We start from the raw sequence: 21,244 nt of genomic DNA, 5'->3' as shown, positions 1-21,244 counted from the left end.
AGTCGGCGATTAGCAACCGGAAAGTTGCGCTTCCCGTGCCGGCCTCAGCCGAGCACGTCGTAGATCCGGAAGATGAAGCTGATCTGGTAGAGGATGTTCACGGTGACGAAGATGGCGTGGAAGCGGCGGTCGGCAGTCCAGGCTGCGACCAGGCAGAGGATGATGTAGACGATGTTGCGGGCGGGATATTCCCAGCCGAGCGACTGGATATGGTCCTGGCCCTTGATGGCGGTGTCGGCGATGTCAACCGCATAAGTCAGCGCCAGCGTTCCGAAGAACCAGCGGCGGCGGGAGATGAAATACTCCTCGTAGCCGCCATACTCCTCGATCGATGCCGGGAACAGCAGGGCGCAGAGCAGGAAGAACAGGCTGCAGAAGCAGACAAGGAAGAGATAGACCCCGAACTTGAGTTCCGGGACAGCCTGCAGACGGTATTCCCACCACCAGACATGGATGATGAACAGGAACATCGACAGCGCCCAGGCCAGATGGACGGGATAGACCCTGCCCTTGGCCGGGTGCTGGACGATGCCGGCGACGCCGGTGAGCAGCCGCGCCAGGCTGAGCGAAATCACCATCCCCATCACAACCTTGATGTGAAGAAAGACTTCCGGCGACGCGACTGTCTGCATCCGATTACTCCGCGGGAACAGCCTTCGGCTGTCCGTCTTCGTCGAGCGCCACCATGATGAAGGTGCCTTCGGTGACCTTTTCCATCTTGTTGTAGCGGGCCCGGGTTGCCCAGGCCTCGATACAGAGGGTGATGGAGCTGCGACCGACGCGTTCGATCTCGGTGTAGATGGAGAGCGTGTCGCCGATCTTGACCGGCAGTGCGAAGGCCATTTCCTTGACCGCCTTGGTGACGACGCGGCCCTTGGCGCGTTCGGCTGCCGAAATGCCCGATGCAAGGTCCATCTGCGCCATGACCCAGCCGCCGAAGATATCGCCGGCCGGATTGGCATCGGCAGGCATCGCCATCGTTCTCAGTGTCAGCGTGCCCTTCGGCTTGGGGTCTTCGGTCATGAACTCTCCTGTTTCAAGCGGTGTTTAATGCGATTCCGATTGAGCGTAGCGCATAAGGCCGCAAACCGAAATCACGGCTGCCGACAAAGTGAGGGTGGATCTGGGCTGCGCGGCGGAATGCCTCATTCGGCCACGGCTTTCCTTGCTCAACGCTTGAGCAGGACCTGTGCCGCGACCTGATGTTCAATACCCTTGAGCTGCAACATCCGCGCCTCTGTGCCAGCCGCGAGTTCGGTTGCCAGGGCGGCCGTTGCCGGCGAAATCAGGATCTCGCCGACACCGGCCTGGGATTCCAGCCGTGCGGCCAGATTGACGGCGCCGCCGATCGCCGTGAAATCGCTGCGGAAGCTCGAGAATTCGCCGATCTCGACATCGCCGGTGTGGATGCCGACACCGACGCCGAGCAGATGATCCGGCAAGCCGTCGAGATTGGATTTCAGGCTGTCGAGGGCCTCCGTGCAATGCTCCTGGATATCGCGGGCGGCCATGATGGCGGCGCTGGCGTGGTCGGCAATTCTGATCGGGAAGTTGAAGATCGCCATCAGCCCGTCGCCCATCTGCTTGTTGACGATGCCGTCATGCGCCCAGATCGCCTGCGCGCACCGGTCATGGAATATCCTGACCAGATTGCTTAATCGGACCGGGTCCATGCGCTCGGACAGTGTCGTAAAGCCGCGGATGTCGGCAAACAGAATGGTGGCATTCGAGGTGACGTGGTTCTGCTTCTTGACGTAGCGGAAGGCCCGCTCGCAGATGTTCGGGTTCATCTTGCTGCGGGTGATGCCGAAGGCGCGGAAGGGAAGGGCGAGCGGGCCGCGGATCGGGATCGGCACATGCATCTGGTCCCAGCAGCCCAGGCAGATGATCGCATTGTTCTGGCCGGCATTGCCGTGCGTGGCTGGCATCATCAGATCAAAGCCCCTGTCGCGTTCTGCAATCGACTCCGCGCTCAATATCCTTGCGGCCCGCAATCAAGGAGCAAGCTTCCGATATTGGTCGATGTTTTGCAACTCCTGATACTGATGTCGGGTTCGTGCCGCGACCGCCGGCCAGAAACGACGTGGTACAGCTGAAAAAAGGCCTGCAACTAAAGTCTCATAAGACGTCATCGGCCGAATTGTCGCTGAAGGCACAAGATCGAACCCTGCCAATATCTTAGGTCATTCCGGCCAGATTTCCCGGCGTCTCCTGACCTTGCGTTATGTGATCATTCGCTAATCCAGCTTCACGATCCGGTAAGGCCGACATAGCAGTATTTGACTATGATCAAGTTCTGAACTGCCGGGGAAACATGCGCAACGTCAAGATTTCTACTCGCCTCTACGCTTTGGTGGGCATGGCGCTGGCCATTCTCGTTCTCACCATCGGCTTCTTCCTCAACTATTCGCATTCGGAGCTTGAGCGGGAGCGCAAGAGCGGTCTGGCGCAGATGGATGCCACCGCGATCGCCATCTTCCAGAAATATTACAAGCTCGAGCAGGCGGGCACGATGACCCGCGATCAGGCGCAGACGGCTGCCAAGGACGTGATCTCGGCGATGCGCTACGGCGGCAGCGGCTATTTCTGGATCAACGACATGCATCCGACGATGATCATGCATCCGATCAAGCCGGAGCTGAACGGCACCGACCTGTCGCAGAACAAGGATCCGAACGGCAAGTTCATCTTCGTCGAGTTCGCCAACACGGTGAAGAAGAGCGGCGAGGGGTTTGTCGACTACTACTGGCCGAAGCCGGGTGCGGCCGAGCCGGTGCTGAAATACTCGCATGTCGTCGGCTTTCAGCCCTGGGGCTGGGTGGTCGGCACCGGCGTTTACGCCGACGATCTGGCGGCGCTCTACCGGCAGAATGCGATATGGGCGGCGCTTGCCTGTCTCGCCGGCGCCATCGTCATCCTCTCGGTCGCCTTTGCCATCGTGCGCAGCGTGACGTTGCCGGTATCGCGCCTGAAGGTGGCGATGAACGCGATTGCCGATGACAACCATACGGTCGAGATCGTCGATCACGACCGTCGCGACGAGATCGGCGCTATGGCGAAATCGCTGCTGGTTCTGCGCGACAGCGTGCGCGAGCGGGCTCTGATGCGGGATCGCGAAAGCGAGCAGCAACAGCAGATCGAGGCGGAGCGTCGCGGCAACGAAGCGAACTCGCGTTCATCGGCCGAGCGGCAGGACTTTGCCATCCGGGCGCTCGGTGCCGGGCTTGAACGGCTGGCTGCCGGGGACCTGACGGTGGCCATCGACGATATCGGCAATGAGTACGCCAAGCTGCGGGCCGATTTCAACACGGCCGTCGAGGCGCTGAACGGCGTCATCCAGGCGATCGCCGAATCCACCAGCATCGTCAACGACAGCGCCGGCAATATCAGCGAGGCGACCAACAACCTCTCCAAGCGCACCGAGCAGCAGGCCGCAGCCCTCGAAGAAACGGCGGCGGCGCTCGACGAGATCACCGCAACGGTCAAGACTGCCTCCGAGCGTGCTGGCGAGGCGCGCGAAATGGTGGCGGAGACGAAGACCAGCACCGGGCGGTCCGGCGCGATCGTGCGCGATGCCGTCGCGGCGATGAACCGGATCGAGGATTCGTCCAATCGTATCGGCCAGATCATCAGCGTCATCGACGAGATTGCCTTCCAGACCAACCTTCTGGCGCTGAATGCCGGCGTCGAGGCAGCGCGTGCCGGCGAGGCCGGGCGCGGCTTTGCCGTGGTGGCGCAGGAGGTGCGCGAACTGGCGCAGCGCTCTGCCAATGCGGCCAAGGAGATCAAGACGCTGATCGGCAACTCGGCCCGCGAAGTCGAGGGCGGGGTGACGCTGGTGCGCTCGACAGGCGAGGCGCTGGTCGAGATCGAGGAACTGGTCAACCGGGTCAACAGCCATGTCAACTCGATTGCGACGGCTGCGCGAGAACAGGCAACCGGCCTCAACGAGATCAACACGTCCGTCAACCACATGGACCAGATGACCCAGCAGAATGCCGCGATGGTCGAGGAAACCACGGCTGCCAGCCAGACGCTGGCGCAGGAAAGCGATCAGCTGCGGGCGCTGCTGTCGAATTTCCGGCTGAAGGATGTTCGCGGCGGACGCGGGCAGATGAGCAGAGCCGCATAGCGACGTACGAACTCCTGTGTGAATTGAGCCAGCCGCCGGTCGATGATCGGCGGCTGGTTGTCTTTTGGTGCGATGGCAAAGCGAGCGGATGTTGCACTGAAGCGCTTGAATTTTCACCTTCTGATAGTAAGGTCGGGGCCTGCTGTTCGATTTTCGGGATGACTTCAGAAAACAATCGGGTGGATGGCAAGCGCTTGCCGGTGACGGCTTGTTGCCTGTCGATGGGAAGACTTGACTGATCAAGGGATGGGGAAGCGCATGAGGCGTCTGCTGGCTGGTTTGTTTCGCTCTCTCTCGGTCACCGGGCTGGCCCTTGGTTTTGCGTTTTTCGCCGCGTCTCTGACGCCGACACTGATGCCGCGATCCTATATCGTGCAGGGTGCGCTGTCGGGGATCTGTGCCGCCGTCGGTTATCTGTTCGGCGTCGCGATCGTCTGGCTCTGGAAATACCTCGAACTGCCGTGGCGCAAACCGCTTCTGTCGCAGCGGATCGCCGTGCTGGTCTGTGGCCTGATCGTGGCGGTGATCTTCCTGTGGCAGGCGGCGGGCTGGCAGAATTCGATCCGCGAACTCTGGCATATGGAGCGCCTGGAAAGCGCCGAGCCTTTCAAGCTCGCGGCGATTGCGCTTGTCGTCTTTCTGGTGGCCGTGCTGCTCGGCAGGTTGTTCCGGCTGATCGTGCTATCGACCTCGAACAGGCTGGAGCGCTTCGTGCCACGGCGTGTGTCCAATGTCATCGGCGTGGCCATTGCGGTGGCGCTGTTCTGGTCGGTGGTCGAAGGCGTACTGTTGCGGACCGCGATGCATGCGATGGATTCGTCGCTGCAGCGGATGGATGCGCTGATCGAGGACAATGTGCCGATGCCGAGCGATCCGGCCAAGACGGGCAGCGCGTCGTCGCTGGTTGCCTGGAACGGGCTTGGGCGGCAGGGACGGAATTTCATTGCATCAGGTCCTGATGCGGCCGCTATCGGCGATTTCTGGAAGGGCGAGGCCCGTGCGCCCATTCGCGTCTATGTCGGGTTGAACAACGCCGATACGATCGCCGAACGGGCCAAGCTTGCACTTGAGGAGCTGAAGCGGGACGGGGCGTTCGAGCGCTCGATGCTTGTGATCATCGCGCCGACAGGCACCGGATGGGTCGATCCGGCAGCGATGGACCCGCTGGAGTATCTGCAGCGCGGAGACGTGGCGAGCGTGGCGCTGCAATATTCCTACCTGACCAGCTGGCTGTCGCTCCTGGTGGAGCCGGAATATGGTGCAGCGTCCGCCAAGGCGCTGTTTCGCGAGGTGTACGGCTACTGGACGACGTTGCCGCACGACAAGCGGCCGAAGCTCTACCTGCATGGCCTGAGCCTCGGGGCACTCAATTCTCAGATATCGGCCGATGTCTTCGACGTTATCGCCGATCCGTTCCAGGGGGCGCTCTGGAGCGGGCCGCCGTTCGAAAGCGCGACCTGGAATGCGGTGACGGCCGGCCGCGTTCCGCAATCGCCGGCATGGCTGCCGGTGTTTCGCGACAGTTCGATCATCCGCTTCACCAATCAGGAAAACCATCTGAACATTCCGGATGCGACGTGGGGGCCGATGCGGATCGTCTATCTGCAATATGCGAGCGACGCGGTGACCTTCTTCGATGCACGGTCGTTCTACCGCGAGCCGGCGTGGATGCAGGCGCCGCGAGGACCTGATGTGTCACCAAGTCTCCGATGGTTTCCGGGGCTGACGATGTTCCAGCTGCTGTTCGACCTGATGATCGCGACCTCTTCGCCGATGGGCTATGGCCATGTCTATGCGCCGGAGCATTATATCGATGCCTGGATTGCGGTCACCGCCTTGCAGGTCGATCCCGCCCAGGCCGACGCGCTGAAGAGGCGTTTCGCCGATGCGGCGGCGGCCAGCGGCGACAGTGACTGACCCCGGATCCGTTTGGAATTGGCCTGGAAATCGCTTCTGTTCGGTTTTGGCTGTTCGCAAACGGGAATATGATGAGGGTTAACCACGTTTCTTATGGGTTCGTTTAGGCTCTCATAGCAGTTTGCGCCGGAGTGGCTGGGAAACCACATCTTTGAGGTTCAAACTGATGACCTATAGCGGGTTGCTTCTTTCTGCCGTCGTTGCCGGACTGATCACAATTCTTGCGATCGGCAGCCGTCCTGCGACCGAGGCTGCGTCCAACTGGCCGCAAATGGATCTGTCAAAGACCGATCGGATCGTCACCGGCAGCGTGCCGGCGCAAAAATAACACGCACCGGCGTGGAGCGCGGTCGCGCGCCTGTCTGCCGATCGCGTGGTGGCACTGCAAAAAGTGGCAGTGCAAGAAATTGCCCACACTTATTGAGGGGTATCGCAATGATCTATTAACTTGCGCAACCTACAAGAGTGGAGTGGTGAAGGCAGTATACAGATGGATAGCTCCAAGTCGCGTTACGATGTCATTTGCGATCCGCTCGATATGTGGATGGTCTGGGATCATCAGGCCGAAGAACCTGCATGTTTCGGAGGTCAGATCCTGCATGGATTGACCGAGCGGCACGCCGTCGAGGTTGCCAAGATCATGAACGAGATCTACGGCACCGGCAGCAGCCCGGTGCGGCGGGTCGCGAAGACCATGACCGACGACACGATCCTGCGCCACGTCGGCTGACAGCGCCACGCTTCGCCGCTCATCCGCCCGGCCCCTCCAATTTCTCTTCAGCACCCGGCATCGACCGGTTCTGCATCCTCCAAGTCCCCTCGTAGCCAGGCGTCGCGAAGGCGCCCATCGAGGTGTCCCGCTGCGGTGACGGCGTCATCAGGGACGGTGCCTTGTTGCGCTCTGCAAATGTCTTCATGACGTCGATTTCTGTCAGTGCGATGTCGCCAAATGAGATTGCCTACCCCCGGGGTAAGCTTTCGTTCACCGTTTTTTATTAAATTTGGACTGAAGTTTTTTGGTCACTGCCGATCTTCGGAAGCGATGAGAGTATGGCGTTTGTTTCCACCCTGCGGCGTTACGTGCTGCCCGTGCTGCTATCGACAGCGCTGACGACGTGTTCGACGGATGCGCTCGTTCCGCCCGGCAACGTCGATAGCGGTACCAAGGTCGGCTCGATTTCGCCCTCCAGAAACATAAGCATTCCACCGGCGGCGACCCAGCAGGCCTATCCGGTCTCCAACCAGCCGGTGGGCAGCGCGCAGGGTTCGGTCGATTATCTCGATACACCCAATCTGGCTGGCACCGGCCAATCCGGACAGCTGCAATCCAGCCGGATGCCGCGGATGAACAGCGACCAGGCGTCGGCTGGCGCGCGCGGCGCGGCCGGGCAGTTGCAGGGGCAGCCGCAGACATGGGGCGGGACGCAGACGCTTGCCGTCCCACCCGCTGGCGTCAACATGGACGAGGAACTTGGTGTCGAACCGGTGACCGGGCTGGCGCAGGAAGAGCAGCAGCAGATTGCCGAGGGGCAATCGGACCAGCCCATGGTCGATGGCATCGGCACCGACAATCCGACGCAGATGAACCGCGCCACGGCGCCGCGGCCGGCCACCCAGGCTGCCGCCAGCCAGGCGCAGGTCTGGGGTGACGGCAGCGCTGTCGTGGCGCCGACGCGGGTGCCCGAGGAAGACGAGAGCCAGGAAGTGGCGATGCTGCGGCCGAACAATCCGGCGACCAGTCAGCCGATGATGAGCGAGCCGGCACCGGCGCCCGCCGTTCCCGGCGTCATGCCGACCTCCGAGCTGTCCTGCCGGCGCGAACTGAAGCGGATGGGCGTGGTCTATACCGACAAGCCTGCGATCTCAAACGGGCCTGCCTGCCAGGTGCCTTATCCGATCTCGCTGCAGGGCCTGTCCGGCAGCATCGGCGTGAAGCCGGCGGTGACGCTGAACTGCCAGGTGACGCTGGCCTTTGCGAAGTGGGTGAAGAATGAGTTGGCGCCGTCGGCGCGCTTTCGCTACTGGTCCGGCATCAAGACCATCCAGCCACTCGGCGGCTACAGCTGCCGGCGGATGAACAACAGCCGGCAGAAGTACAATCCGATGTCGGAACATGCGCATGGCAACGCGATCGATGTCGGCAAGTTCGTGCTGAAAAGCGGCCGCGCGATCGATGTGCGCAAGAAGGGTCTGTTCTCGTTCCGCGAGGGCAAGCTGCTGCAGGCGGTGCGCACCGACAGCTGCAAGTATTTCAACACCGTGCTTGGCCCTGGCAGCAATCCGGAACATTGGAATCACTTCCATTTCGACCTCAGGGAACGCAAGAGCGGCAAGGTTTATTGCGACTGATCCCCACCACGGCTGATTGTCTGCGGGTCGACGCAGGCGCTAGAATCGCTTTAGACGGGCCTCCTGTTTGCAAGAGGAGTTGATCATGGTCGAGGGTAAGCGCCCGAACATTCTGTTCTTTGTGGCGATCGTCGTGATTGCCGCCGTCGCCGTGTTCGGTGGCCGCTGGTACATGTATGTGGCCTATGCGAGCGATCCGTTCGATGAAGTCGGCATCAGCCTCAACATGAAAATGCCTGATCTCATTCGCGCCAAGGGCTGCGAGATGCTGAAGGCTCGCTTCGAGGGCAAAACGCTTCCGCCGGCCGGCTGCGGCGAAAATGGCGCCTGGTAAATAGAAAGCTGGCGCTTGCGCCGGCTGGGGACTGGGACCTCGGTCTCTCTGAGGGCTGCCGGTTTGGTGGCCCTTTTTTCGGGACCACAGGTGTCGCCGGCCGATGACACAATCATACGTAGGCGATTTTGGAACCCGATTTCGAATTGCCTCGTTTTCGAGCAAATGAATACTCTGTTCGCAGGTGGTGGGATGTCAAACCGTCCGGGAGCGGCTATATAGCGGCGAAATCCTTCCGAGAGTTTTCAAGAGCCCTGCATGGCCCCCATCATTTCGATCCGCAATCTCACCAAGACCTACAGCAATGGTTTCCAGGCGCTGAAGGGCATCGACCTCGATGTCGAGAAGGGCGAGATTCTCGCCTTGCTCGGGCCGAACGGCGCCGGCAAGACGACGATGATCTCGATCGTCTGCGGCATTGCCAATCCGAGCGGGGGCACAGTGCTGGTCGGCGGCAAGGACGTCGTCAAGGATTTCCGGGCAACGCGGGCGATGATCGGCCTGGTGCCGCAGGAACTGACGACCGACCAGTTCGAGACGGTGTGGAATACGGTGAGTTTCACCCGCGGGCTGCATGGCAAGAAGGCCAATCCCGCGCATATCGAGAAGGTGCTGCGCGACCTGTCGCTCTGGGACAAGAAGGACAACACGCTGCGCCAGCTTTCCGGTGGGATGAAGCGTCGCGTGCTGATTGCCAAGGCGCTGAGCCACGAACCGGAGATCCTGTTTCTCGACGAGCCGACGGCGGGTGTCGATGTGACGCTGCGCAAGGACATGTGGCATGTGGTGGAGAAGCTGCGCGAGGCGGGCGTCACCATCATTCTCACGACCCACTATATCGAAGAGGCCGAGGAGATCGCCGATCGCGTCGGCGTCATCAATGGCGGCGAGTTGCTGCTGGTCGAGGAAAAGACCGCGCTGATGGCCAAGCTCGGCCGCAAGCAGCTGATCCTTGAGCTGACGGAACCGCTGCAGGCCTTGCCTGATATTTTCACCGGCAACGGGCTTGCGCTGAGCGCCGGTGGCAATCGTCTGACCTATGAGTTCGACGCCGAGAGCGATCAGGAAAGCATCGCGGCGCTGCTGACCCGGCTCGGCGAGCACAACATCCATTTCAAAGACCTATCGACGCAGCAGAGCTCGCTGGAAGACATCTTCGTGGCGCTCGTGGGAGGCGCAAAGTGAATTTCGAAGCCGTCAAGTCCATCTATTACTTCGAGATGGCCCGCACCCGCCGCACCCTGCTGCAGAGCGTCGTGTCGCCCGTGATTTCGACCTCGCTCTATTTCATCGTCTTCGGGGCGGCGGTCGGCTCGCGCATCCAGGAGGTCGAGGGCATCCCCTACGGCGCCTTCATAACCCCCGGCCTGATCATGCTGACGCTGCTTGGCCAGTGCATCGGCAACGGCTCGTTCGGCATCTATTTCCCGAAATTCACCGGTACCATCTACGAGGTGCTGTCGGCGCCTGTCGCCATGACCGAAATCCTGCTCGGCTATGTCGGGGCGGCGGCCACCAAGGGGTTGATGATCGGGGTGATCATCCTGCTGACGGCGAATATCTTCGTCGATGTCAGGATCGAGCATCCATTCATGATGGCGCTGTTCTTCGTGCTGACCGCCGTGACCTTCAGCCTGTTCGGCTTCATGATCGGCATGTGGGCCAGCAATTTCGAACAGCTGAACCTGATCCCGATGCTTGTCGTGCCACCGCTGACCTTCCTCGGCGGCAGCTTCTACTCGATCAACATGCTGCCGCCGTTCTGGCAGGCGGTCAGCCATTTCAATCCGGTGCTCTATCTGGTCAGCGGTTTCCGCTGGAGCTTCTACGGCATCGCCGACGTCAACCCGCTGATCAGCCTCGGGATGATCACGCTGTTCCTGGCGATCTGCCTGGGCACGCTCGGCTGGATGTTCAAGACAGGCTACAAGCTGCGCAACTGATAGGCTGCATCGGTTGCGGTGCGGCAGGGCCGACGACATTGGGCGCTCGACAAGGCGTGAGACCAGAACGATCCTTGATTTCGCGGGTCTCATGCTGGCCCCGTTCTGTTTGCGAAACCAGCGCTGCTGTGACGGCAGCGCGGCGTTGCGTTTTTGATGCTTTGACGCTTCAGGCCTTCCCCCTATGATCGCCGTTCAAGCGAAGCGTTGCTTCGATTCATCCGCACATTGGTTTCCAGCATTGTCCTTCGATTTCGTTCTATCAAACGTCCGCATCGGCCATGAAAGCGCTGTTGTCGATATTGCCATCTCCGACGGCCGGATCGCTGCGATCGGCCCCTCGCTGCCACATGACGGGCCTTGCGAGGACGGGCAGGGGCTGTTTGCCTTTGGCGGCTTCGTGGAAAGCCATATCCATCTCGACAAGGCAATGATCCTCGACCGCTGCCCGATCTGCGAGGGAACGCTTGGCGAGGCGATTGCCCTGACGGCCAGGGCGAAGGCCGGGTTCACCGAAGACGATGTCCATGCGCGCGCATCGCAGGTGGTCGAGAAGGCCATCCTAAACGGCACGACGCGAATGCGGAGCTTCGTCGAAGTCGATCCGCGGGCCGGGTTGCGCTCGCTCGATGCGCTGCTGCGGGTCGCGCGCGACTATGCCTGGGCGATCGATATCGAGCTCTGCGCCTTTGCCCAGGAGGGGATCACCAATGAGCCGGAGACGGCTCTGATGCTGGCGCGGGCGCTGGAAAAGGGCGCCAACCTTGTCGGTGGATGTCCCTATACCGATCCCGATCCGGCGGCGCATGTCGATGCGATCTTCGAGCTGGCGCGGCGCTTCGATGTCGATGTCGATTTCCACGCGGATTTCGATCTCGATCCTGAAAACTCGATCCTGCCGAAGATCTGCGCGGAAACGATCCGGCACGGATATCAGGGGCGGGTGTCGGTCGGCCATGTCACCAAGCTTGCGGCGATGACGCCGGAGGCGCTGAGGACTGCGGCGGGGCGGCTCGCCGAGGCTGGAATCGCGGTGACGATCCTGCCGGCCACCGACCTGTTTCTCACCGGGCGGGGACATCCGCGATTGGCACCGAGGGGCGTTGCCCCGGGCTCGGTGCTGGCCGAGCATGGCGTGCTTGTCAGCCTTGCCAGTAACAATATCCTCAACCCGTTCACGCCGTTCGGCGATTGCTCGCTGGCGCGGATTGCCAACCTCTATGCCAATATCGCGCATCTCGCCCGCGACGTGGACATGGAGCAGGTGTTTTCGATGGTGACGGCCAATGCAGCCCTGCAGTTGCGGGCGCCGCATGGGGTTTGCGTCGGCGCCAGTGCCGATATCGTGCTGATCGACGCGCCAAGCGCTTCCGATGCGGTGCGGTCGATCGCCCCCGTGGTGTCGGGCTGGAAGCGCGGGCGCAAGACATTTACGCGGCCGCGGGCCGAGCTCTATCGTCCGTGAGCATAGCAGAGAGCAGAAGAGGTCGGAGATGACGGCAACCACCAAACCGGCACGCGCCATGGTGACAAGCCCGCATCGGCTGGCAACGGAGGCGGGGGTCGCCGTGCTGGCCGAGGGCGGCAATGCCATCGAGGCGGCAATTGCCGTGGCGGCCGTGCTGTCCGTCACCTATCCGCATTTCTGCGGCATCGGCGGCGATGCTATCTGGATGCTGGCCGATGGCGAGGGCCGGCGCAATTGCCTGCTCGGCATCGGACAGGCTGCGGCAAGCGCCGACAAGATCGATCAGATCGCGGTGCGTGGACCGATGTCGGCGCTGACGACGGCCTGTGCCGTCGATAGCTGGGGTGCAGCGCAAGCGTTTTCCGCCGCCAACTGGCGGGGCGGGAAGGCGCTCGGGCGGCTGCTGGAACCGGCGATCGGCTATGCGCGCGATGGCTTTGCGAGGACGCCTTCGCAGGACTTCTGGCTGGATTTCCGCAGACAGGAGGCGGCCAGCTGGCCGGGCTTTGCCGCGGTGTTCATGCCGGGGGATATTGGCGACGGCGTCTTCCGGCAGAGGGCACTGGCCGATACGCTGGAGAATATTGCCCATAACGGTACGCGTGATTTCTACGAGGGGGCGCTGGCAAGGCGGATCGCCGATGGTCTGGCTGCCGCGGGAGCGCCGATCACCGCGGCAGACCTTGCCGCGACCCGGACGCGCAGCGTCGCACCGCTCAGCCTTGCCTATGGCGACACCACTCTGCTGGCGCCACCGCCGCCGACGCAGGGCGTGACGACGCTTGAAATCATGGGTATTCTCGACCGGCTGGGCGCGCGGCGCTATCCGGCCGGAAGCCCGGAATATTATCATTGCTGCGTCGAGGCGATCAAACGCGCCTTTCTCGATCGCAACGGCATCGGCGATCCCGACGAGACCGACCTGCCGGTGGAGCGCTGGCTGTCGGACATGCATCTGGCCGCGCAGGCTGAGGATATCGACATGGCGGAGGCGCTGGCCTGGCCTCAGGCGTTCAAGACCGGCGACACGGTATTTTTCGCGGCCGCGGACAATGAGGGGCGCTGCGCCAGCGTGTTGCAGAGCACCTATTACGACTGGGGCAGCGGCGTCGTCGCCGGTGACACCGGTATTCTCTGGCAAAACCGCGGTGGCGCGTTCAACCTGGTCGATGGTCATCCCAATCGGCTGCGACCGGGCAAGCGGCCGTTCTACACGCTCAATCCGGGGATCGCGCTGAAGGGTGGAAAGCCGCATCTGCTTTACGGCACGCAAGGGGCGGATGGGCAGCCGCAGACGCTGTCGGTAATCCTCAGCCTGATGCTCGACCACGGCTTTACGCCGGAGCAGGCGCTCACCATGCCGCGCTTCCTGCTCGGCAAGACGTTTTCCGACAGCCGGGACACGCTGAAGGTCGAAGGTGATATCGCGGCGGTCACGATCGATGGTCTTGAGGCTCGCGGCCATGCGGTGAGCCGGATCGCGGCGAAGAGCCCGCTGGCGGGACAGGCCGGCGTGATCCGCATCAACGGTGATGGCGAGATTGATGGCGCGCATGATCCGCGCAGCGACGGGGTTGCCATCGGGCTGGCGTAACGCTTTCGCGGAACCACGCTCGGTGGGGAGAGGCCTCCCGGAGGCGTCAGTCACGCATCCCGGAGGCGTCAGTCACGCATCCCGGAGGCGTCAGTCGCGCATCCGCAGTTCGTCGGTCTGCATCTGCAGCGAGCCCAGCGTTTCCAGGAAGCTCATGCCGAGCAGGCTCTGGTCGAGCTTGCCGTCTTCGGCAACGCTGGCGGTGACGTTGTTGCGCACGATCGGCCCGATCGACACTTCAGATAGCGTCACGGGCGCCGCCTGGGTCCGGCCGTTGGCGGTCATCACGCTCATCGAATAGGTGAGGTTGTCGGGAATGATGCCGACACGTTCGGCGTCCTCGCGCGATAGCGCCACCATGCTGGCACCGGTATCGACAAGCATCGAGATGGTCTGGCCATTGACCTCGACATCGGCCTCGAAATGGCCATTCAGCAGCTTGTGCAGGATGACCTCCTCGCCGCCTTCGCTTGTTGTGACGACGACGGCGCGGCCAGGCACGAGGCCGGCCAGCAGGCGGCTGCCGACGCTGAGCGCGTCCTGGCGGTAGAGGTAGGCAGTGGCGAGCGCCAGGATCAGCACCAGCCAGATCATCATGTGGCGGAGCGTTTCGCCGACATTGACCCGCCGTCCCCAGATACCGGCGGCCAGCATCAGGGCGATCGGCAGCAGATAGAGCATGCGGCCGAAATCGTCGGTTCTGACGCCGAGAATTTTGGGACTGTCGTGGTTGAAGAGCAGGATGATCAGGCCGATGCCGAGACCGCCTAGACCAATTGTCAGCCTGTTCATGCAGGCATCTCCGTCAGATTGGCCGTCGCGTGCGATTCTCCCGACGACATGGACGTCATTCGGACCGGCAGCAGGCGCACAAGATTTTGTCTTTCATGATCCGAAAACGCCATCCAACCGGTGATTTCACTGATCGTGCGGCCGCAGCCGACACAGAAACCGCTTTGCGTATCAATCGAACAGATGTTGATGCAGGGGCTTAACATGACAAATCATATCGTTGTTTCATAATGCCATGGCAAGGGCACACAGGGCCGCAGCTTCGGAAATCTGTGCTGCGGCACCCAGCGTATCGCCGGTGTGGCCGCCAAGCCTGCTGCGCACCAGGCGGGTGAAGATCATCACCGTCAGTCCGCCGGCCAGCAAGGCGCATACCAGCGGCAGGAGACCGAGGCCCGGCCAGATCAGCAGGGCGGCAAGCGCGCAGGCTGACACCAGCGCCGTCTGCATGATGCCCTCGCTTGGTTGACCGACGGCGGCGGCGACGCCATCGGGCTTTGCCGGCGGCAGTCGCTGCCAGTGCCAGACCAGCGCGCTGCGGCTGATGCAGGCCACGGCCGGCAGCGCCAGGGCGGCGGCCAAGGGGGCGGCGCCGCGGGCGATGGCGGCGATGGCTGCAGCGCGGATGGCAAACGACAGGATGAGCGCGATGGCGCCATAGGTGCCGATGCGGCTGTCCTTCATGATCGACAGGCTGTGCTCTCGATCTCGCCCGCCGCCGATACCGTCGGCACAATCGGCAAGGCCGTCCTCATGCAGCGCGCCCGTGACGATCGCCTGCACCGCCAGCGCCACCAGTGCCGACATCAGCCGGTCGGCGCGCAGGCCAAGCATGATGAGCAGCACCAGCGCCGGCAGCAGGCCGATCAGCATGCCGGCGGCGGGGAAGGCGCGGGCGACGCGGCTGAGCTTTCCGTCGAAGCCCGTGAAAGCCGATTTCGGCATCGGGATGCGGCTCAAGAATGCGACGGCGCGTGCGATGTCCGCGGCATAGGTTCCGATGTTCATTCTGCGTCTGCCCCCGAGACCGTGTACGGCGCTTTTGCAGTTGTTCCGCTGCTCGGCTGCCTTTAAGAGAGTGGCCACGAAAGAAGCTGATTTGCAGCCAAAAGACAAGTTTACAGACGAGACAAGGAAGCCGCATTCATGAGCGTTTCAGGCCTGCCGTTCGACGATTTCCGGACACTTCTACGCGATCTGCCGGGCCCTGATCCTAGGGCGCTCGTCGCTGCCCGCGAGCGCGATGCGCAATTGACCAAGCCGCCCGGCTCGCTCGGTCGCCTCGAGGAAATCGCCTTCTGGCTCGCCGCCTGGACCGGTCGGACGCCGGCCGTCAACCGGCCGCTGGTGGCGATCTTTGCCGGCAACCATGGCGTCGTGAAGCAGGGCATCACGCCGTTTCCGCCATCGGTGACGCAGGCGATGGTCGAGAATTTTGCGGCTGGCGGTGCTGCGATCAACCAGATCTGCGTTGCCTATGACCTCGGCCTGAAAATCTTCGATCTGGCGCTGGAATACCCGACCGGCGACATCACCGAGGAACCGGCGCTGTCGGAACGCGACTGTGCAGCCACCATGGCTTTTGGCATGGAAGCGATTGCCGGCGGCACCGATCTGCTCTGCATTGGCGAAATGGGCATCGGCAACACGACAATTGCTGCTGCGATCAACTATGCACTCTACGGCGGCAATGCCCGCGACTGGGTCGGCCCGGGTACGGGTTCGCAGGGCGATATGTTCGAACGCAAGGTGGCTGCCGTCGAGAAAGCCGTGGCGCTGCACAACGATCATCTCGACGATCCGCTGGAGATCATGCGTCGTCTCGGCGGTCGCGAGATCGCGGCAATGGCCGGCGCCATTCTGGCAGCCCGCGTCGAGCGTATCCCTGTTCTGATCGACGGCTATGTGGCGACGGCTGCTGCAGCGATCCTGCAGGCGGCCAACCCGTCAGCGCTCGATCACTGCCTGATCGGCCATGTCTCCGGCGAGCCGGGCCATCTGAAGGCGATCGAGATGCTTGGCAAGACGCCGCTTCTGGCGCTCGGCATGCGGCTTGGCGAAGGCACGGGAGCGGCGCTCGCTGCGGGTATCGTCAAGGCGGCAGCGGCCTGCCATTCCGGCATGGCGACATTCGAGCAGGCAGGTGTGGCGAACAAGCATTGAGCCTTCAGGTTCGTGACAGGTTTATGACGGAAGTCTTGCGACGGAGGCCGGCAACCGGTATTCCGCATTTTTCTGATATGAAGCGGCAGGAACTGCCGCTACCCGCCTGACGACGAGGACGCCCGATGAAACCTGCCGTGACCAAACTCACCGGCATCAGCCACTTTTTCGCCGCCGCCAGCTATTCGCTCGGCGGCTTCAAGCGGCTGCTCAAGGAGGCCGCGTTCCGACAGGAACTGCTGTTTGCCGCCGTCGGGCTGATCCTGCTGCTGGCGGTTGGCGCAACGCTTGGCGAGTTGATGATCGCGGTGATGCTGTTTCTCGTGCTGTTTGCGATCGAAGCGCTGAACACGGCCATCGAAGAGGTGATCGACCGGATCTCGCCGGAGATATCGAGCGTCGGCAAGCACGCCAAGGATCTCGGCTCGTTCGCGGTGCTGTGCATGCTGGCGGCCTGCGGGCTGTTCGTGCTGTTCACGGTCGGGAAGCATTTGCTGTTCGGGTGAGGGGTGATCAGTACAACCTTCTACATCTTTTGATTGTATTGAAAAAAATAGCACCTTGAAGGTGTGCGTATTCTATGGTTACCTCTATTCGCGTGAATAGTGGGGGGCTATGATGCTTGATCTTTCACACATGAGAGCTGGTTGGCGGTACGAAGCCAGAAGCAGAAGCCAAAATGCTTTCTGGCTCCTTTGGGCGGGGGTTGCTTCCGTTGTAGCGGTGTTCATCCTAGTCTGCCTATCTCAATTCCAAGGTTGGATCGCGAATATAGGCGTCGGCGGGCTGGTCGTTTTCTCAGGCCTATCGACAGGAGCGTTCTTCGGTTTTCTTTTTTCCGTTCCGAGGATCACGACAAAGGACAGTTCGTCGACAGCAGTTATTTCAACTGATGCCGATGCCAAGGCTATCGCTAAAAGCGAACGGCTTTTGAGCTCAAACACGAATCTGGAGCGTGTATCTGAATGGCTGACGACGATGCTCGTGGGTGTGGGCTTAACACAGATAGGCTCGCTCGATGATCGATTTGTCCGCTTCAGCAATTTTCTGAAAGACAACGTGGCTGTCACCGGCAATGGCACTTCCACTTTGCCTGCCATAGGACCGTTCCTTTTGATATCTGGCTTGGTGGCAGGCTTTATCTTTTTTTATCTCTATACGAGAATCTATTTGTCGCCGCTGTTCCAGTATGCGGAGCGGGTTCTTTCCAACTTTGGTGGATTGAAACTTGAGGCCGGGGTTCCCAAAGTCCAGAAGGCGGCCGCCGGCCTCGCTGAGGCGAGGAAAAATCCATCGATGAAGTACACCTCGACAGCATCTGAGATATCTATCGATGACAGCCTCGACGTCATATTCAATCTGCTTTACGAACCAGAGGGGTACCTGCAGGCGATCGATATAGGGAACAAGCTGGCGGGCACGCCGGCGGCTAAAATCGCCCAATACTGGTACTTGATGGCGGCTGCTTACGGCCAAAAACACCATGCGCTGCTGCTCTCAGGTGCGCCGGTACAGGAACTCCGCCAAGCGAGAAATGTTGTACTCGGGGCATGCCGAAAGGCTGTCCAGTTGAACTTCAACTACAAAGCACGCCTGATGTCGCTTACGAATCCCGATAGTGATAACAATGATCTACAGGACTTCGAGGTGGACAACGATTTCCTGCAGATCGTAAAATAGCCTCGCCTTAGGCAAAGCTCTTGCGCTTGCGCGACACGGCGTGGGTATCCTCCACCGCCGGTACCGACTGCAGGACGCGCTTGGCTGGCAGGATGGCGATGACTTCGGTGCCTTCGCGCAGTTTCGACTTGAGGATGAACTGGCCGTCGTGCTTGGCAAGGATGGCCTGGACGATCGGCAGGCCGAGGCCGGTGCCCTGTTCTGCGCTCTTGATGGCAATCGAGCCCTGGCCGAAGGCCGAGAGGACGACGGGTATTTCTTCCTCGGGGATGCCCGGGCCGTTGTCCTTGATCGAGATGTACTGGCCGCCGCCGGCGGTCCAGCCGACCTTGACGTGGATCTCGCCGCCCTGCGGGGTGAATTTGACGGCGTTTGACAACAGGTTGAGGATCACCTGGCGCATCGACTTCTCGTCGGCCCAGACGGCAGGCAGTTCCATTTCGAACTGCTGCGAGATGCTGATGTTCTTGCCGCGGGCGCGCAACTGCACCATGCCGATGCAATCTTCCGAGATGTCGAGCAGCGAGATCGCCTCTTCGCTCAGTTCGTATTTGCCGGCCTCGATGCGCGACAGGTCGAGAATTTCGTTGATCAGGTTCAGCAGGTGCTGGCCGGAGCGATGGATGTCGCCGGTGTATTCCTTGTAGGTCGCATTGTTGAGCGGCCCCATGACTTCGGCCGACATCACCTCGGAGAAGCCGAGAATGGCGTTGAGCGGGGTTCTGAGCTCATGCGACATGGAGGCGAGGAAGCGGGATTTCGCCAGGTTTGCCTCTTCGGCGCGGCGGCGGGCTTCATCCGACATCGATTTCGCGACTTCGAGCTCGGCGATCAGATCGTCCTTTTCCGCCTGGTAGGCGAGGATGCGCAGGTTCTGCTGGAACAGGCGGTCGCTGATGTAGTGGAAGAAGATGACCGTCGTGGTCAGCGTCGCGGTCAGGCTCATCTCGAGGAGTTCACGCGAAATGCCTGATTTTGCCACCAGCGCGAAGACGACGGGAGAGAAGGTGACGAGGACGCAGGGCGTCAGCATGTAATTCCACATCGCCGTCAGCGACAATGCGATCAGCAGCGTTGCACCCTTGTAGAGAACGAGGCTGGACGGTTCGCAATCGGCGCAATCCTGAATGGCGAAATAGGCCCAGCAGCAGCCGATCATCACCTGGCCGAGAAGCAGCAGGCGGCGCCATTTGCGGGCGCGGATCAGCGTCATCGCGTGTTTGCGGGCGCGGCGCGCGAGGAAGACGTTGGCCGCGTGTGCGGTCAGCGTCAGGATCGCCCACAGGAAAATCTGGGTATCGCCGGTGAAATAGATGCCGAGGATGGCGATGATGATCACGAACAGCGGGATGATCGAGGCGCCCTGGAGGACGGCATTGATGTAGATGGTAAGCACGTCGCGATCGAAGGCGCCGCTTGGCGCATGGCTCGACTGCAGACGTTCACGTGTCAGCCGTACAGCCTTGGACACAGGCTTGTTGCGGTGGCTACGTGATTTGTCGACGATATTCTTATCGGTCGATGTGCTTACGCCGTTACTCATTGTACACGTGACACTTGATCTCAGGTTGCTTGCACCCTAGAGCCCAAATATTAAGAAGTTGTTTGCCAATTTTCCCAAGGGTTTGTTTTTGAAGGAGGCGAAACCGTGACGCGGGGCTTTCGAACGGTTCGCGACGGGGTGACGGCGTTCGCGCTGCTGGCGTGCCTCTGGCTGATCGCGGCCAAGCTCAATGACGGCGCTGAAATCGCCCATGCCGGCCGTTTCCGTGCCGCCGATGGCGATAGCCTTGTGATCGGCGAGGAGCGGATGCGGCTGAAGGGGATCGATGCGCCGGAGCTCAGCCAGACGTGCGAGCGCGGCGGTGCGCGCTGGGCATGCGGGCAGGAAGCCAGGCGTTTGCTGCAGAGCCTGGTTGCTGCCGAGGACACGCGCTGCGCCGGTACAGAGCGGGACCGGTTTCAGCGGCTGTTGGTCGTCTGCAATGGCGGGGGCGCGGATATCAACGGGATGATGGTGCGGCGGGGCATGGCGGTCTCGTATGGAGCCTATCGCCAGGAAGAGGCGCATGCGCGCGCGGATAGGGCTGGACTGTGGGCCGGGACCTTTGAGATGCCGCGGGTGTTTCGCGATCATGGGCAGGAGCAGGAGAGTTCTCACGGCAGGCTCGGGCTTTTCGGATGGTGATGGCGGCAGATAGCCTCGAGGCTTTGCGCCACGAGATCGCGGCCTGCCGGATCTGTCGTGACACGCCGCTGCGCGGTATCGAGCATCGGTTGCCGCATGAGCCGCGACCGGTGGCGGTGATCTCCACGAAAGCCCGGGTGCTGATTGCGGGGCAGGCGCCGGGGCTCAAGGTGCATGAGAGCGGCCTGCCGTTCAACGATGCCTCGGGCGACCGGTTGCGCGAATGGCTGCAGGTCGATCGCGAGGCCTTCTACGATCGCGACCGATTTGCGATCGTGCCGATGGGCTTCTGCTTTCCGGGGTATGACATCAGGGGAAGCGACCTGCCGCCACGGCGCGAATGCGCGCCACAGTGGCGACAAAGGGTGATCGCCGCGATGCCGCAGATTGAATTGGTCCTCGCCATCGGGCAGTATGCGCAGGCGTGGCATATGGGGGCTGAGCGGCGGGACAATATGACGGAAACCGTGCGCGCATGGCGGGCGATCCTGTTCTCCAACCGGTCGCCGGCGATTTTGCCGCTGCCGCATCCGAGTTGGCGCAACACGGGATGGATCAAGCGTAATCCGTGGTTCGAGCAGGAATTGCTGACGACACTGCGCGAACGCATCAAAATGCTTGTGAACTGAAACAAATTTCTTCCAAACGGCCGGAATCGCGCTATACAAAGAAAATAATTCGAAG

General features: G+C 61.6%; 23 protein-coding genes. 15 read left to right on the top strand and 8 right to left on the bottom strand.

Translation table 11 applies throughout. The annotated features are described in order from the left end of the window. Window positions 1–44: 44 nt before the first annotated feature. The 3 genes from GVL52_RS20540 to GVL52_RS20530 form a co-directional block, all read right to left on the bottom strand. Window positions 45–632, bottom strand: coding sequence for a hypothetical protein (locus GVL52_RS20540; RefSeq protein WP_160010577.1), 588 nt, complete (start codon window positions 630–632; stop codon window positions 45–47). Between the two features lie 4 nt (window positions 633–636). Then, window positions 637–1,023, bottom strand: coding sequence for an acyl-CoA thioesterase (locus tag GVL52_RS20535; protein ID WP_160010575.1), 387 nt, complete (start codon window positions 1,021–1,023; stop codon window positions 637–639). A gap of 146 nt (window positions 1,024–1,169) precedes the next feature. Continuing rightward, the gene (locus GVL52_RS20530) at window positions 1,170–1,931 is read right to left on the bottom strand and encodes an adenylate/guanylate cyclase domain-containing protein (RefSeq protein WP_160010573.1); all 762 of its coding nucleotides are present in this window, start codon (window positions 1,929–1,931) and stop codon (window positions 1,170–1,172) included. 383 nt (window positions 1,932–2,314) lie between these two features. Here GVL52_RS20530 and GVL52_RS20525 point away from each other — a divergent pair, with 383 nt between their 5' ends. The 4 genes from GVL52_RS20525 (at window position 2,315) to GVL52_RS20510 (ending at window position 6,779) form a co-directional block, all read left to right on the top strand. Continuing rightward, window positions 2,315–4,132 (top strand): methyl-accepting chemotaxis protein, encoded by a 1,818-nt coding sequence (locus GVL52_RS20525; protein WP_160010571.1) that lies wholly within the window; start codon window positions 2,315–2,317, stop codon window positions 4,130–4,132. A gap of 258 nt (window positions 4,133–4,390) precedes the next feature. Further along, on the top strand, window positions 4,391–6,049 hold the full coding sequence (locus GVL52_RS20520; protein WP_160010569.1) for an alpha/beta-hydrolase family protein: 1,659 nt from the start codon (window positions 4,391–4,393) through the stop codon (window positions 6,047–6,049). A 151-nt stretch (window positions 6,050–6,200) separates the two neighbouring features. Next, window positions 6,201–6,377, top strand: coding sequence for a hypothetical protein (locus tag GVL52_RS20515; RefSeq protein ID WP_160010567.1), 177 nt, complete (start codon window positions 6,201–6,203; stop codon window positions 6,375–6,377). Window positions 6,378–6,539: 162 nt separating this feature from the next. Next, entirely contained in the window at window positions 6,540–6,779 is a 240-nt protein-coding gene (locus tag GVL52_RS20510) for a hypothetical protein (RefSeq protein WP_160010565.1), read from the top strand. Between the two features lie 19 nt (window positions 6,780–6,798). Here GVL52_RS20510 and GVL52_RS20505 read toward each other — a convergent pair whose 3' ends face one another. Beyond that, window positions 6,799–6,966 carry a hypothetical protein gene (locus tag GVL52_RS20505; protein ID WP_160010563.1) on the bottom strand — a complete coding sequence of 56 codons (168 nt, stop codon included), beginning with the start codon at window positions 6,964–6,966 and terminating at the stop codon, window positions 6,799–6,801. Window positions 6,967–7,099: 133 nt separating this feature from the next. On the opposite strand from GVL52_RS20505, the gene GVL52_RS20500 reads away from it, so the two are divergent. The 6 genes from GVL52_RS20500 (at window position 7,100) to GVL52_RS20475 (ending at window position 13,737) form a co-directional block, all read left to right on the top strand. After that, window positions 7,100–8,398, top strand: a complete 1,299-nt coding sequence (locus GVL52_RS20500) for an extensin family protein (protein WP_160010561.1) — start codon at window positions 7,100–7,102, stop codon at window positions 8,396–8,398. Window positions 8,399–8,483: 85 nt separating this feature from the next. After that, window positions 8,484–8,732, top strand: coding sequence for a hypothetical protein (locus GVL52_RS20495; RefSeq protein ID WP_160010559.1), 249 nt, complete (start codon window positions 8,484–8,486; stop codon window positions 8,730–8,732). 258 nt (window positions 8,733–8,990) lie between these two features. After that, a complete protein-coding gene (locus tag GVL52_RS20490; protein WP_160010557.1) occupies window positions 8,991–9,917 on the top strand; it encodes an ABC transporter ATP-binding protein in 927 nt (308 codons plus the stop codon). Continuing rightward, entirely contained in the window at window positions 9,914–10,675 is a 762-nt protein-coding gene (locus tag GVL52_RS20485; protein ID WP_160010555.1) for an ABC transporter permease, read from the top strand. Before GVL52_RS20490 ends, GVL52_RS20485 begins: the two co-directional genes overlap by 4 nt. Window positions 10,676–10,916: 241 nt before the next feature. Continuing rightward, on the top strand, window positions 10,917–12,140 hold the full coding sequence (locus tag GVL52_RS20480; RefSeq protein ID WP_200847866.1) for an amidohydrolase family protein: 1,224 nt from the start codon (window positions 10,917–10,919) through the stop codon (window positions 12,138–12,140). Window positions 12,141–12,168: 28 nt separating this feature from the next. Further along, window positions 12,169–13,737, top strand: a complete 1,569-nt coding sequence (locus GVL52_RS20475) for a gamma-glutamyltransferase family protein (protein ID WP_244619243.1) — start codon at window positions 12,169–12,171, stop codon at window positions 13,735–13,737. A 90-nt stretch (window positions 13,738–13,827) separates the two neighbouring features. Here GVL52_RS20475 and GVL52_RS20470 read toward each other — a convergent pair whose 3' ends face one another. Genes GVL52_RS20470 through GVL52_RS20460 form a run of 3 tightly spaced genes read right to left on the bottom strand, consistent with a single transcriptional unit; the run spans window position 13,828 to window position 15,537 of the window. Then, a complete protein-coding gene (locus GVL52_RS20470; RefSeq protein WP_160010551.1) occupies window positions 13,828–14,529 on the bottom strand; it encodes a TIGR02281 family clan AA aspartic protease in 702 nt (233 codons plus the stop codon). Beyond that, window positions 14,526–14,735: a DUF1289 domain-containing protein gene (locus GVL52_RS20465; protein ID WP_160010549.1), complete on the bottom strand. Its 210-nt coding sequence runs from the start codon at window positions 14,733–14,735 to the stop codon at window positions 14,526–14,528. The genes GVL52_RS20470 and GVL52_RS20465 overlap by 4 nt, the downstream gene beginning before the upstream one ends. A 19-nt stretch (window positions 14,736–14,754) precedes the next feature. After that, window positions 14,755–15,537, bottom strand: coding sequence for an adenosylcobinamide-GDP ribazoletransferase (locus GVL52_RS20460; protein ID WP_160010547.1), 783 nt, complete (start codon window positions 15,535–15,537; stop codon window positions 14,755–14,757). 138 nt (window positions 15,538–15,675) lie between these two features. Between GVL52_RS20460 and cobT the strand changes: the two genes are divergently transcribed. From cobT to GVL52_RS20445, 3 genes are all read left to right on the top strand, one after another. Further along, window positions 15,676–16,692 carry a nicotinate-nucleotide--dimethylbenzimidazole phosphoribosyltransferase gene (gene cobT, locus GVL52_RS20455; protein ID WP_160010545.1) on the top strand — a complete coding sequence of 339 codons (1,017 nt, stop codon included), beginning with the start codon at window positions 15,676–15,678 and terminating at the stop codon, window positions 16,690–16,692. Window positions 16,693–16,817: 125 nt separating this feature from the next. Next, window positions 16,818–17,198: a diacylglycerol kinase gene (locus GVL52_RS20450; protein ID WP_160010543.1), complete on the top strand. Its 381-nt coding sequence runs from the start codon at window positions 16,818–16,820 to the stop codon at window positions 17,196–17,198. 112 nt (window positions 17,199–17,310) lie between these two features. Next, entirely contained in the window at window positions 17,311–18,372 is a 1,062-nt protein-coding gene (locus GVL52_RS20445; protein ID WP_160010541.1) for a hypothetical protein, read from the top strand. 7 nt (window positions 18,373–18,379) lie between these two features. Here GVL52_RS20445 and GVL52_RS20440 read toward each other — a convergent pair whose 3' ends face one another. Further along, window positions 18,380–19,915: a sensor histidine kinase KdpD gene (locus GVL52_RS20440; protein WP_160010539.1), complete on the bottom strand. Its 1,536-nt coding sequence runs from the start codon at window positions 19,913–19,915 to the stop codon at window positions 18,380–18,382. Between the two features lie 105 nt (window positions 19,916–20,020). Between GVL52_RS20440 and GVL52_RS20435 the strand changes: the two genes are divergently transcribed. Continuing rightward, window positions 20,021–20,560 carry a thermonuclease family protein gene (locus GVL52_RS20435; RefSeq protein ID WP_160010537.1) on the top strand — a complete coding sequence of 180 codons (540 nt, stop codon included), beginning with the start codon at window positions 20,021–20,023 and terminating at the stop codon, window positions 20,558–20,560. Beyond that, a complete protein-coding gene (locus GVL52_RS20430) occupies window positions 20,560–21,189 on the top strand; it encodes a uracil-DNA glycosylase family protein (protein ID WP_160010723.1) in 630 nt (209 codons plus the stop codon). The genes GVL52_RS20435 and GVL52_RS20430 overlap by 1 nt, the downstream gene beginning before the upstream one ends. Window positions 21,190–21,244: the final 55 nt, after the last annotated feature.

Origin of the sequence: Rhizobium sp. 18055, assembly GCF_902706285.1 — a bacterium.
In the GTDB taxonomy this organism is placed as follows: domain Bacteria; phylum Pseudomonadota; class Alphaproteobacteria; order Rhizobiales; family Rhizobiaceae; genus Rhizobium.
Note: the sequence above shows the minus strand (reverse complement) of the source record. Positions and strands in the feature narration are given on the sequence as shown.